This window comes from Corallococcus sp. CA053C (assembly GCF_003611675.1).
Lineage (GTDB): Bacteria > Myxococcota > Myxococcia > Myxococcales > Myxococcaceae > Corallococcus.
Map to the genome: position 1 here is coordinate 1 of NZ_RAWA01000293.1, position 12,587 is coordinate 12,587.

Consider the following 12,587-nt stretch of genomic DNA (forward strand, 5'->3'; position numbering starts at 1 on the left):
GCTCCGCCTCCCGCGCCGAGGACCGCCATTCTCCGGGACTCCTTCGACGCGTCCGTGAAGCCCCCCAGCGACGGATCGCGGACCCCGAGCGTCGCGGACGTGGCGAAGCAGGTGGCGGCCGCCACGCAGCGCGGTGTCGCGGAAGGCGCGGAGCAGCTGCGCCGCAGCCTCGCGGGCTTCGGCAAGGAGCCGGGCAAGCAGGCCGCCCTCATCGAGGCGTCCCTGCCCTCCATCCAGGAGTTCGGCCGGGTGACGTCGCTGGAGGACGGACGGCCCGACGCCGACGTCGTCAAGGGCACCGTGGCCAGCCTCACCCAGGCCTCCGAGGGGCTCACCGACTACAGCCGCGAACGGCTCGCGACCACCTTCGCGTCGAAGATCCCGGACATCAACCTGCACACGAAGAAGGAGAACGGGCTGTCGCGCGCCGTCAAGGACGGCATCAAGGACGGGCACGGCGCCACCTTTGGCGTGGCCCTGTCGGACGCGCTGAAGAAGGCGGGCAAGCCCAAGGCGTCGGAGAACGTGGGCCAGGCCACGACCGAGGGCATCCGCGACGCGCGCGAGGACTTCGAGAAGGCGTTGAAGAAGACCGAGGGCCTCAACGAGGAGCTGGCCCGACTGACCACGGGGTTCTCCGGGGCGCTCGACATGAAGCAGGTGGAGGCCGGCGCCGAGGCCTACCGCGCCCGTCACCCGGAGTACGCGGAGCTGGAGGACAAGAGCCAGAAGCTGTCCGCCGCGCTGGAGGGCGTGGGCAATGCGCAGGGCCGCTCCGACCTGCACGAGGACCTGGGCGACGAATCCAACAAGGCCTACGAGCAGGTCCAGAAGCTGGGCGACACCCCCGCGGGCCAGAAGGCCCTCGGCGACGCGCTGGAGAAGGAAGGCGCGGGCGGCAAGTCGTTCCTCACCAAGGCCAAGGAGGGCGTGCGCTACGCGAAGGACGCGAAGACGCTGGCGGAGAGCGCCGCGATGGTGGTGGCCAAGGCCGCGGGCGTGCGCATCCTGTCCCAGGCGAAGACGAACCCCGCCCGCGCCTCGCAGGTCTTCGATGGCCTGCGCAAGACGCACGACCTGTTCGGCGTCTCCGCGCAGGACGCCGCCCTCCTCAGCCAGAACCTCAAGGACCTCGCCGCGGGCGCCCCCAACGGCATCGCCGACCTCCAGAAGACCCTCAAGGACACCACCCCGCTCGTCCCGGGCCTCGCCCCGGACCGGCCCGCGGGACAGGCCTTCCGTGGACTGGGGGTCGCGCTCTCCGGGTTCAGCGTGGTGACGGGCGCCATTGATCCGAAGGGCCGGGAGAAGGCGGCGGTCGCGCTCCAGACCGCGAGTGGCGCGCTCCAGTTGGGCGCGGATGGGACGAAGCTCGCGGGGGAGGTACTGAGCCAGACAGCCACCACGGGCTCGCTCGCCTCGAAGGTGGGCTCCGGGTTGGGCAAGGTGAGCTCCGTGGGCGGCAAGCTCGCGGGCCCCCTCTCCGTGGTCGCGGACTTCGTCCAGGCCGGCGTGAGCTTCGCCAACGGCGACACGGGCAAGGGCATCACCAGCACCCTCACGGCCGTGGGCGGCGCCGCGCTGACCGCCGCCACCGCCATCCAGGCCGTCCCCGTGGCGGGCCAGATCGTCGGCGCCCTCCTGGTGGCGGGCGGCGTCGTGGGCGGCTTCATCGTCGACGCCGTGAAGGGCAAGCAGGCCGAACACGCCGACGAGCGCGACGCCCAGGCGTTCCTCAAGGCCGCGGGTGTGCCGGAGAACGCGGCGAAGAAGCTGGATGACCTGACGTCGGACCGCGCCAACGTGGGGCCCTTCATTCAACAGGTGGCGAAGACGCTCGACGTCACGCCGGCCGCGCTGCTCCAGCACCTGTCGCAACAGGACGACGAACACCTGGATGCATTCATCCACGTGGCCCACCGCGTGGACGTCGACAAGGACACGGGCATCTTCAAGGAGACCGCGAGCAGCGACAGCCTCTGGGTGGGTGACGACGGCAAGCTCAACCAGCGGGGCCGCGCCAGCTCCATCCAGGTGCTCGATCCCAGCCGCGCCATCACGCCCAGGTACCCGGACAGCCTGAAGGCCGCCGCCGCGTGGATCCGCGAGAACGGCCTGGCTCCCACGACCTGAGCCGTGGGTGTCACACGGACGCTCCGTGTGACACCCACTCCGCCGGGAACGGACGGCACGCGCTCCCAGCGGATGCGCATGGCCTTTCGCCAGAATCCTCTACGTCCCCTGAAATCACAGACGTGTCACCCTCGCGTGAAACACTCGACTCCAGAACGACAGATGTGAGAACGACCGCCTGTCTTCAAACCGAAGGAGTCCAAGTGCTTCGACATGCATCGCGCTGGGTCACGACGTTGGTAGTGGGTTTCACCTGGGTACAGGCGGGCTGTGGTCCCTCGCAGCCGGCAGCTCCGGAGGCCCCGAGCACCGAGGAGGCCGCGCAGCCGCTGCTGACGGGTGAGCGTTCGCTCTTCGCCACCACCGCGGTGCCGGCCGTGGCGGCCGCGAATGACAGCGCCGCGGTGGAGCTGGGCGTGCGCTTCCGCAGCGACGCGCCCGGCCGCATCATGGGCGTGCGCTTCTACAAGGGCGCGGGCAACACGGGCACGCACACCGGCAGCCTGTGGAACGCGGCGGGGACGCGGCTCGCCACCGCCACCTTCCAGGGTGAGACGGCCTCGGGCTGGCAGGAGGTGCGCTTCACCACGCCGGTGACCATCACGGCGGACACGAACTACGTCGTCTCGTATTACGCACCCGCGGGGCACTACGCGGTGACGAGCAACGGCTTCGCCTCCGCGCTGGATGCGCCGCCCCTGCACGCGCTCGCGGATGGGACGGCGGGCGGCAACGGCCTCTACCACTACGGCACGAGCGGCCTTCCCACCGACACCTTCCAGGCGAGCAACTACTGGGTGGACGTGGCCTTCCAGCCCAACGACACCACGCCCCCGACGGCGCCCACCCACGTGGTGGCGACGCCCAACTCGTCCACCGCCATCGACCTGGCCTGGTACGCCTCCGTGGACGGCTCGGGCGAGGTGCAGGGCAACGCGCGCGCGCACCTGGTGTACCGGGGCAGCCAGCTCATCGCGGAGCTGCCCGGCACCACCACGAGCTTCCGCGACACCGGCCTGACGCCCGCCACCGCTTATTCGTACACGGTGCGCGGCCGTGACGCCGCCGGCAACGTGAGCGTGGCCTCCGCGACCGCGACCGCCACCACGCTGGCGAACACCGCCTGCAACCCGTGCAGCCTGTGGAACGAAGTGACGGGCAACCCCCAGTTCGAGAACGCCGACACCACCCCCGCCGAGGTGGGCGTGAAGTTCCGCACGGACGTGGCGGGCACGCTGACGAAGGTGCGCTACTACAAGGGCAGCACCGACAACGGGCCGCATGTGGGCCACCTGTGGAGCGCCACGGGCGCGCTGCTGGCCACCACCGCTCAGACGCCCGCGGAGACCGGCTTCGGCTGGCGGGAGCTGACGTTCCCGACGCCGGTGAGCCTCACCGCGAACACGACCTATGTCGTGTCGTACTTCGCGACGGGGGGCCGTTACGCCATCACGACGAACTACTTCAACACCGCGGGCGTGGACGTGCCGCCCCTGCACGCGCCGTCCACCGTCGCGGCGGGCGGCAACGGGGTGCGCAACCTCAATGGCAGCGCGTTCCCCACGGAGGCATGGCTCAACACCAACTTCTGGGTGGACGTCACGTTCGTGCCCGCGACCTCCGGCGGCACGTCCCCGGTGGACCTCTCCGTGCAGCAGTCCTTCCCGGCGGGCGCGGGCGCCAACGGTGACGCGCTCTTCTACGACATCACCGTGACGAACCACGGCACGAGCGCCGCCACCGACGTCGTCCTCGACGTCCCCATCCCCACCGGCCTGAGCTACTTCTTCTACGAGGCCACGCCGGTCGGCGGTGGCTGCTACTTCGGCAGCTACCTGCAGTGCGACATGCCCAGTCTGGCGGCGGGCGCGAGCGCCACCATCCACGTGACGGCCATCCCGATGAGCTCCGGGACGTTCCAGAGCGTGGCCACCGTGTCGTCGGCGCAGACGGACTCCGTGCCGGGCAACAACACCAGCAGCCTGCCCATCGTCGTGGGTCCGTCCACCAACGTCCTCACTTTCGACGCCTTCGACGGAGCGGACGTGGTCTTCAACGGCCCGCACGGCCCGATGCACTTCCTGACCAACAAGTGGTACCTCGCATCACCGTGGGGCGGGTTTGACACGAAGAGCATCTCGTTCAACGGCGGCGGCATCACCCAGGCGGGGCTCTCCGTGTTCGGCCAGCGGTACGTCATCGGCCTGGACGCGTTCACCTGGGACACCGGCGCGACGCTCACCCTGAGCTGCCTCGACCTGCCGACCCGCACGTTCCCGCTGACGGCGGGACAGGTGACGCACGTGGTGACGAACTGGCTGCAGCCCTGCACGGTGTTCAGCATCGCGACGTCGAACGGCTGGGACACGAACATCGACAACATTCAGCTGTCGCCTCGGCCGTAAACGTGTGACGCCGGGGACGGCGGGCATTGAGGCCCGCCGTTCCCCTGCGCCTGAGAACCGCGAAGTGCAGCGACTAGGAAGGTCGCTCGCGGGTGCACGCCGCGGCGCGGGCCAGTAGCAACTCCTGCTCCCGGGCGTTGCGCGTGAGCGAGGCCGCGCGCTTGAACTCCGCCTGGGCCTCCTGGAGGCGTCCCAGCTTCTGGAGCAGGTCGCCTCGCACGCTCGGCAGCAGGTGGTAGCTCTTGAGCGAGGGTTCCGCCTTGAGCTGTTCGACGAGCTCCAGGCCCACCTCGGGACCGAAGGCCATCGAGAGCGCGACCGCGCGGTTCAGCTCCACCACCGGTGACGGCACGAGCTGCGCGAGCACCGCGTAGAGCGTCGCGATGCGCTGCCAGTCCGTGGCCTCCGGCGTCCTTGCCCTCGCGTGACAGGCGGCGATGGCGGCCTGCACCGCGTACGGGCCCTGCGCGCCTCCCAGCTTCTCCGCGCGCTCCAGCGCCGCGAGGCCCCGGCGGATGAGGAGCTGATCCCACTGTGCGCGGTTCTGGTCCAACAGGAGGACAGGTTCGCCAGAGGGCCCCACGCGCGCCCGGGCCCGCGACGCCTGGATCTCCATCAACGCCACCAGCCCGTGCACCTCCGGCTCGTTCGGCACCAGCTCCGCCAGGATGCGGCCCAGGCGCAGCGCGTCCTCGCAGAGCCCGGGGCGCATCCAGTCGTCCCCCGCCGTCGCGGAATAGCCCTCGTTGAAGATGAGGTAGACGACCTCCAGCACCGAGGCCAGTCGCGTGGCGAGCTCCTCGCCCCGGGGCACCTCGAAGGGGACGCCCTTCTCCGCCAGGGTCCGCTTCGCCCGGACGATGCGCTGGGCCACCGTCGGCTCCGGGACGAGGAACGCGCGGGCGATCTCCTCTGTCGTCAGGCCTCCCAGCAACCGGAGCGTGAGGGCCACCCGCGCCTCCGGCGACAGCACCGGGTGACACGAGGTGAAGACGAGCCGCAAGAGGTCGTCGCCCACGTCGTCGTCGAGCGCCGCATCCAGGTCCGGCGTCTGCGCCTCCTCCAGTTCGTGCCCCAGCTCCTCGTGCTTGCGCGCCAGCAGCTTGTGCCGCCGCATCTCGTCGATGGCGCGCCGCTTCGCCGTGGCCATGAGCCACGCGCCCGGGTTGTCCGGCACGCCCGACACCGGCCACTTTTCCAGCGCGGCCACGAGCGCGTCCTGCGCCAGCTCCTCCGCCTGCCCCACGTCGCGCACCATGCGCGCGAGCCCGGCGATGAGCCGCGCGGATTCAATCCTCCAGACCGCGTGGACCGCGCGCTGTGCTTGGGTGTCGTCCGTCACGGCGGCGGACTCAATCACCTCTGTCCACCGGTGCAAGCCCGGACGACCCGGGCCCTCACGCTTCAGGACGTGGCCAGGGGAGGAGACACCTCCGGGGAACAATCCCACCCCCCGCCAGTCCCTGCGTTCAACGGGCAGCGCCTCCCAGCCGGCCTGACAGGCAAGCATGGACGGCCCAGGACACGCGACACCCGAGCCGAAGCCCACCGCTCAGGCGCGGCCCGTGCTCCGGCCCTGCACAGGGGCCCGCGAGGCGCGGCGGAAGTCCGCGGGCGTCACGCCCCTCCAGCGCCGAAAGGCCCGGTGGAATGCGCTCGGTTCGGAGAAGCCCAGGAGGAAGGACAGCTCCGCCAGGTCGATGTCCGTCCCGGCAAGGTGCTCACACGCCACGTCGCAGCGCACCTCGCGCAGCAGCGTGACGAAGGACGTGCGCGCCTCCGACAGCCGCCGCTGGAGGCCGCGCGCACTGATGCCCAGCGCCCGCGCCACCGCATCCAGGGTGGGCTCGTCGCCGTGGAGCATGCGGCGCAGCACCGCGCGCACCTGGCCCACGACGTCGCCGTTGCCGCGCTCCTGTAGCAGCGACTCCGCGCGCGGCCCCAAGAGTCCGGCCAGCTCCGGGTTGCTGCTCAGCAGCGGACGCGCCAGGTCCAGCGCGGAGAGCACCAGCACGTCCTGCGGCTGCCGGTAGCTCACCGTCACGCCCAGGAACGCCTCGCTGCGCCCCCGGTGCGCCACGGGAGGCCCGCGCCGCTCCACGCGCAGGGGCACCACCTGGGTGCCCGTCATCCGCCGGCTGAAGGCCACCAGGAAGGTGAACTCCAGCTCCGCGCGGAAGGACGCGGACGCGTGATCCGGACGCCCCAGGTGCAGGCGGATGCGGGCGCCCTCGCGAGTGCGCGTGACCTCCAGCGTGTCCGAAGAGAAGAGCCGCTTGTAGCGCTCCAGGCGGGCCAGCGCGGTGCCCAGGTCCGGCGCCGCCATGGCCGCGAGCCCCACCACGCCGAACAGCTCCGGGCGCAGCCGCGCGGTGGCGGTGAGCACGAACGACGGATCCTTCACGGCCAGCAGCGCCTGGTCCAGCAACGCATCCGACTGCGCCAGCGTCATGTGCTCCGCCGCGGACGCCACGCCCACCCGCCGCGCGATCGCGTCCAGGTCCACGCCCGCCTCCCGCAGGGAGACGCAGAAGGAGCGGGGCAGCTGCACCCGCGTTCGGGAGGTCGGTGGCATCGCGGGTCAACTCCCTGGCGCGTGGGGTCAGTCCCCGGCGCCGTGCCCGGTGCTAACCCTGGGCCTCGCACGCGCCGTCCACGGCGCCACGTCTGGAGCAACCTATCATGGCACCCATCGCACTCGTCACGGGCACGTCCACCGGCATCGGCCTGAGCACGGCCGTCCTCCTGGCGCACCAGGGCTTCGAGGTCGTGGCCACGCTGCGCGACAGCACCCGCGCGGAGGCCCTCAAGGCCCGCGCCGCCGCCGAGGGCGTGCGCCTCCACGTCCGCACGCTGGATGTGTCCAGCGACGCCTCCGTCCAGGGCTGCGTGAAGGACGTCCTCCAGGCCCACGGCCGCATCGACCTGCTGGTGAACAACGCGGGCGCGGGCTACCTGGGCACGATGGAGCAGACCTCCGAGGAGGCCCTGCGGCGCACGATGGAGGTCAACTTCTTCGGGGTGTGGCGCGTGACGCAGGCGGTGTTCGCCGCCATGCGGGAGCAGGGCTCGGGGCGCATCATCTCCCTGAGCAGCATCGGCGGGCTCGTGGGCCAGCCCTTCAACGACGCCTACTGCGCGGCGAAGTTCGCGGTGGAGGGCTTCATGGAAGCGCTCGCGCCCGTGGCCGCGCGGCTGGGCATCCACGTCTCGCTGGTGGAGCCGGGGCCGGTGAACACCGAGTTCGTCAACAACGTGCGCGCCACGGGCAACGGCACGCAGGGCGACGCGCCGGAGGTATATCGAGGCCTGCTCGCCGCCTACATGCAGCAGTCCGCGAAGCTGTACGCGAGCGGAGGCCAGTCCGCGGACGACATCGCGAAGCTCATCGTCGAAGCCGCCACCGCCCAGGCACCCCACCTGCGCTACATCACCTCCGACGCCATGCGCGCCGTCTTCGCGCTCAAGACGCAGGACGCGACGGGCGACGCGCTGCTCCAGCAGATGGGCAAGCGGCTCACCTGAAACACGACCCGACGCACAGCGGCCCCGGAAACCCATCCATCGGGTTTCCGGGGCCGCCTGTTCACGTCACACCCGCGCTTCAGCGACAGACGCGGGGACCGCGTCGGGCACCGGCTCGTACGCCCCCAGGCGCATGCTGGCCTGGGCGCGTCCCTGCGTGCGGCCTCGCAGCGCCGTCACGTAACCGAAGAGGCGCGCCATGGGCACGCGCGCGGACACGCTCCGCGACGTCCCCTTCGCCTCCATTCCCAACACCCTCCCCCGCCGCGCCGACAGGTCCCCCAGCACCTCGCCGAGGGACTCCTCCGGCGTGGTGACTTCCACGTCCATCACCGGCTCCAGCCGCTGCACGCCCGCGCGCTTCGCGGCCTCCTGGAGCGCCAGCGAACCCGCGATGGCGAACGCCTGGGGGGTGGAGTCCTTCACGTGCGTGTCTCCATCCACCAGCCGCACCTCCACGTCCACCAGCGGCACGCCGTCCCGCACGCCCCGCGCCAGCGCCCCGGCCACGCCCTTCTCAATCGCCGGAATCAGCTCCCGGGGAATGGTGCCGCCCTTCGTGTCATCCACGAAGACGAACCCCGCGCCTCGCGGCGCCGGACCCACGTCCAGCACCACGCGGGCGTACTGTCCGGGCCCGCCCGACTGGCGGACGTGGCGGTACTCCTGGCGCACCGCGCGCCGGAGCGTGTCGCGGTACGCCACCTTCGGCTGTCCCACGCGCGCCTCCACCCCGAACTCCGTCTTCAACCGGTCCACGACCACCTCCAGGTGCAGCTCTCCCATGCCGGACAGCAGCACCTGGCCGCTCTCCGGATCCACGCCCACGCGCAGCGACGGATCCTCCGCCGCCAACCTCTGCAGTCCCTCCTCCAGCTTCGGCAACTCCCCGGGCGAGCGCGCCTCCACGGCGAGCTGCACCACGGGCTCCATCACGCCCAACGCCTCCAACACCACCGGCTCCGCCGGATCGCACAGCGTGTCGCCCGTGCGCACGCCCTTGAGGCCGAGCGCCGCGCAGATGTCGCCCGCATGCACCTCCGCCACCTCCTCGCGGCGGTTGGCGTGCATGAACATCAGGCGGCCCACCCGCTCACGCCGCCCGGTGGCGGGGTTGAGCAGGACGGTGCCCGCGCGCAGCGTCCCCGAGTACACGCGCAGGAACACGATGCCGCCCACGGACTTGTCGCTCATCAGCTTGAACGCCAGGGCGCTGGGGGGCGCCGCGTCCGACACGGGACGGGACACACGCTCGTCCGTGCCGGGGACACAGCCCTCCACGGCGGCCAGGTCCGAAGGCGCGGGCAGGTAGTTGACGACGGCATCCAGCAGCATCTGCACTCCCTTCTTCTTGAAGGCCGACCCGCACAGCACGGGCACCAGCGTTCGCGAGAGGGTGCCCGAACGCAACGCGCGCTCCAGGTCCTCCGCGGTGATGTCTTCCAAGCGCCCTTCCACGAACTTCTCCAACACCACGGCGTCCACGTCCGCGCACGCTTCGATGAGGCGCAGCCGCAGCGGCGTCACCTCCTCGCGCAGCGCCGACGACAACGGCTCCTCGTCGCTGAACTGTCCTTCCTCACCCTCGAAGCGCACGGCCCGCATGCGCACCAGGTCCACGAAGCCGTGGAAGTCCGCGCCGTCGCCCAGGGGCCACTGCACGGCCACCGCGCGCGCACCCAGCCGCTCCTCCATGGACTTCACGCTCATGGCGAAGTCCGCGCCCACCTTGTCCATCTTGTTGACGAACGCGATGCGCGGAACGTGGTAGCGGTCCGCCTGGCGCCACACCGCCTCCGACTGGGGCTCCACGCCCTGGCTCGCGTCGAACACCGCCACCGCGCCGTCGAGCACGCGCAGCGAGCGCTCCACCTCGATGGTGAAGTCCACGTGGCCCGGCGTGTCGATGATGTTGATGCGGTGGGGCACGCCCGCCACGCGCCCGTGCCGGGGAGACCAGAACGCGGTGGTTGCCGCGGAGGTGATGGTGATGCCGCGCTTCTTCTCCTGCGGCATCCAGTCCATCTCCGTGGAGCCCGTGTGCACCTCTCCCGTGGAGTGGATGCGACCGGTGAAGAAGAGGACGCGCTCGGTGAGCGTCGTCTTGCCCGCGTCGATGTGGGCCATGATGCCGATGTTGCGGTACCGCTCGATGCGCGTGGTGCGGGACATGAAGGACTCCTGTTCCCGTCGGGCAGCGAGGCCCGCGGGTGCGTTTGCATGGCGCTGGTGGTGTGAAAGGGAAGGCAGCGGCGGAAGGCTTCAGGCGCACGCACGCGTGGCACACCGGAGGGGCACGTCAGGCCCGCTCAGGAACGCGTGAGGACACATGAAGACACGGCCAGGAGCTGTCGGCGGAACCAGGACTCACGGCACACGGGAACCAGCCACCCCGCGTACCGGAATACACCGGTCCGCCTGCTCAAATATCGAGCAGAACCTCGTGACGGGGGGCGAGGCGCACGTCCGCCGTCGGCGCGATGGCGCTCGAGCACGGCAGGGTGTGGAAGGAGACGGGCCTCATGACGGACTTGAAATAAGACAGACACCCCACGTTGTCAATGCAGCCACCGTGGGGTGTCGGGGAGGGAACGGGGGCTTCCGGCCCTCAGTGGGGAGGATGTTCCTGCTGAAACGACTGGCCGCTCGCCGTGAGCGACTTGCCCTCCTGCCAGAGCAGCTCCTCGATGCGCAGCAGCAGGTCCGTCATGCCTTCGCCCGTCTGCGCGCTGATGGCGATGCCGTGCCGGGACTGCGCGTTGACGTGCGCCGAGTGCCCGCCCACGCCGCCCTCCAGCAGGTCGCACTTGTTGAAGACGAGCAGGCGCGGCACCTCGTGCAGGTCCAGGTCCCGGAGGATGCGCTCCACGGCTTCGATCTGCAGCGGGTAGGCGGGGTCCGACGCATCCACCACGTGCAGCAGCAGGTCCGCGTCGGTCAGCTCCTCCAGCGTGGCGCGGAAGGCGCTCACCAGCGTCCGGGGCAGCGCGCGGATGAAGCCCACCGTGTCGGTGATGATGACCTCGCGGTCGCGCGGGAAGCGCAGCCGGCGGCTGCTGGGGTCCAGCGTGGCGAACAGCTTGTTCTCCACCACCACGTCGGAGTCCGTCAGGTGGTTGAGCAGCGTGGACTTGCCCGCGTTCGTGTAGCCGACGATGGAGAGGATGGGCACGTCATGCCGCACGCGCTGCTGGCGCCGGACCTGCCGGCTCGCGCTCAGGGCATCGATGCGCTTCTCCAGCATGTTGATGCGGTCGCGCACGCGGCGGCGGTCCACCTCCAGCTTCGTCTCACCGGGGCCGCGTCCGCCAATGCCGCCCATCAGCCGGGAGAGCCCTTCGTCGCGCTGGGCCAACCGTGGCAGCCGGTAGCGCAGCTGCGCGAGCTCCACCTGGAGCCGGCCCTCCGCGCTGTGCGCGTGCTGCGCGAAGATGTCGAGGATGAGCTGGGTGCGGTCCAGGACCTTCAGCTGCGTCTGGTCCGCGAGGTGCCGCGCCTGGGCCGGCGTCAGGTCGTGGTCGAAGACGAGCAGGTCCGCGAACAGCTGCATCGCGCGGAGGTTCAACTCCTCCAGCTTCCCCCGGCCAATCACATACCGGGGGTCGATTTGATTGCGGGTCTGGATGGAGGTGTCGAGCACCTGGATGCCCGCGGTCCGCGCCAGCTCCTCCAGCTCCGCCATGGACGCCTCCGCGACACCCCGGCCCTCCAGCGCCACGCCGATGAGCAGCGCCCTCCCCTGCACCGCGACCTCGCGGCCGGCGGTGGCACGGCCAAACGCCGCTTCCAGCTCCTCGGCCACGGCCACGGGGTCGACATCGAGCGCGCGGATGTCCGGGGCCATCTGCGTCTTCCAGAACTTCGCGCGCGGGCCGGTGGCGTCGGGGTCGAGCTGGCCCAGGTAGACCTTGCCCGGCAGCCCCTCGGGCTGCGCGACGATGGCGCAGACGAGGTCCAGCCGCAGCAGCACCAGGTCCGTGAGGTCGTCGGGGGTGAGCGGTTCGTCCTTCAGGTGGGTGTGGACGAGCCGCAGCCCGCGCAGTCGGGTGTCGCCCGCGCGCAGGCGTCCCAGCTCCGGCAGCTCCAGCTGGAAGGCATCCCCGACCATGACGTGCTCGATGTCGCCGCGTCGGGTGATGAGCACGCCCACTTGCCGGCCCGTCTCGACGGAGAGTTCCGTGAGGTGACGGGCAAGCTCGGGGCTCACCACCTCGCCCGGCAGCACCCGCCGCCGGTAGGTCGCCTCCAGGCGCTTCAACTGGCTCGGCTTCAATCCCAGGATGTTTCCGCGGATGGCAGGAATGGTCGTCCTCCTTGCGAGTGGAGCGCGGCGCCGCGTCCCTGCGAGTAAGGCTAGACACTCCCGGACACGGGGGCGTGCCCGGCCGGCCGCGCCGCACGCACCCGCGCAGGCCGTCTCCAGGGCCGGTGTTCCGCCAGCCCGGGCGTCCGCTCAGCGCCGCCGCCTGCCGCCGCCCCGCCGTCCTTTCTGCGAAGGCGCCTTGCCGGAGTGGCCTCCCCGGC

At 71.0% G+C, this 12,587-nt stretch carries 7 protein-coding genes; 3 read left to right on the forward strand and 4 right to left on the reverse strand.

The genetic code is table 11. From position 1 onward, the window contains the following. A partial coding sequence (locus D7V97_RS30210; protein WP_233583318.1) for a hypothetical protein occupies positions 1-2,133 on the forward strand: 2,133 nt, incomplete at its 5' end. A gap of 203 nt (positions 2,134-2,336) precedes the next feature. Then, entirely contained in the window at positions 2,337-4,538 is a 2,202-nt protein-coding gene (locus D7V97_RS30215) for a DUF4082 domain-containing protein (protein ID WP_120614100.1), read from the forward strand. A 73-nt stretch (positions 4,539-4,611) separates the two neighbouring features. On the opposite strand, the gene D7V97_RS30220 is transcribed toward D7V97_RS30215, so the two are convergent. Both D7V97_RS30220 and D7V97_RS30225 read right to left on the reverse strand, forming a co-directional pair. After that, the gene (locus tag D7V97_RS30220; protein ID WP_120614105.1) at positions 4,612-5,880 is read right to left on the reverse strand and encodes an RNA polymerase sigma factor; all 1,269 of its coding nucleotides are present in this window, start codon (positions 5,878-5,880) and stop codon (positions 4,612-4,614) included. A gap of 210 nt (positions 5,881-6,090) precedes the next feature. Next, on the reverse strand, positions 6,091-7,113 hold the full coding sequence (locus D7V97_RS30225) for an AraC family transcriptional regulator (RefSeq protein WP_120614101.1): 1,023 nt from the start codon (positions 7,111-7,113) through the stop codon (positions 6,091-6,093). 107 nt (positions 7,114-7,220) lie between these two features. On the opposite strand from D7V97_RS30225, the gene D7V97_RS30230 reads away from it, so the two are divergent. Next, a complete protein-coding gene (locus tag D7V97_RS30230; protein WP_120614102.1) occupies positions 7,221-8,063 on the forward strand; it encodes an SDR family oxidoreductase in 843 nt (280 codons plus the stop codon). Positions 8,064-8,129: 66 nt separating this feature from the next. On the opposite strand, the gene fusA is transcribed toward D7V97_RS30230, so the two are convergent. After that, positions 8,130-10,235: an elongation factor G gene (gene fusA, locus D7V97_RS30235; RefSeq protein ID WP_120614103.1), complete on the reverse strand. Its 2,106-nt coding sequence runs from the start codon at positions 10,233-10,235 to the stop codon at positions 8,130-8,132. 436 nt (positions 10,236-10,671) lie between these two features. After that, entirely contained in the window at positions 10,672-12,366 is a 1,695-nt protein-coding gene (gene hflX, locus D7V97_RS30240) for a GTPase HflX (protein ID WP_120614104.1), read from the reverse strand. Positions 12,367-12,587 lie beyond the last annotated feature (221 nt).

Excerpts from the sequence above, each read along its gene's own strand:
- D7V97_RS30225 (WP_120614101.1), bottom strand. The coding sequence starts at position 7,113 with ATGCCACCGACCTCCCGAACGCGGGTGCAGCTGCCCCGCTCCTTCTGC.
- D7V97_RS30230 (WP_120614102.1), top strand. The coding sequence starts at position 7,221 with ATGGCACCCATCGCACTCGTCACGGGCACGTCCACCGGCATCGGCCTG.
- fusA (WP_120614103.1), bottom strand. The coding sequence starts at position 10,235 with ATGTCCCGCACCACGCGCATCGAGCGGTACCGCAACATCGGCATCATG.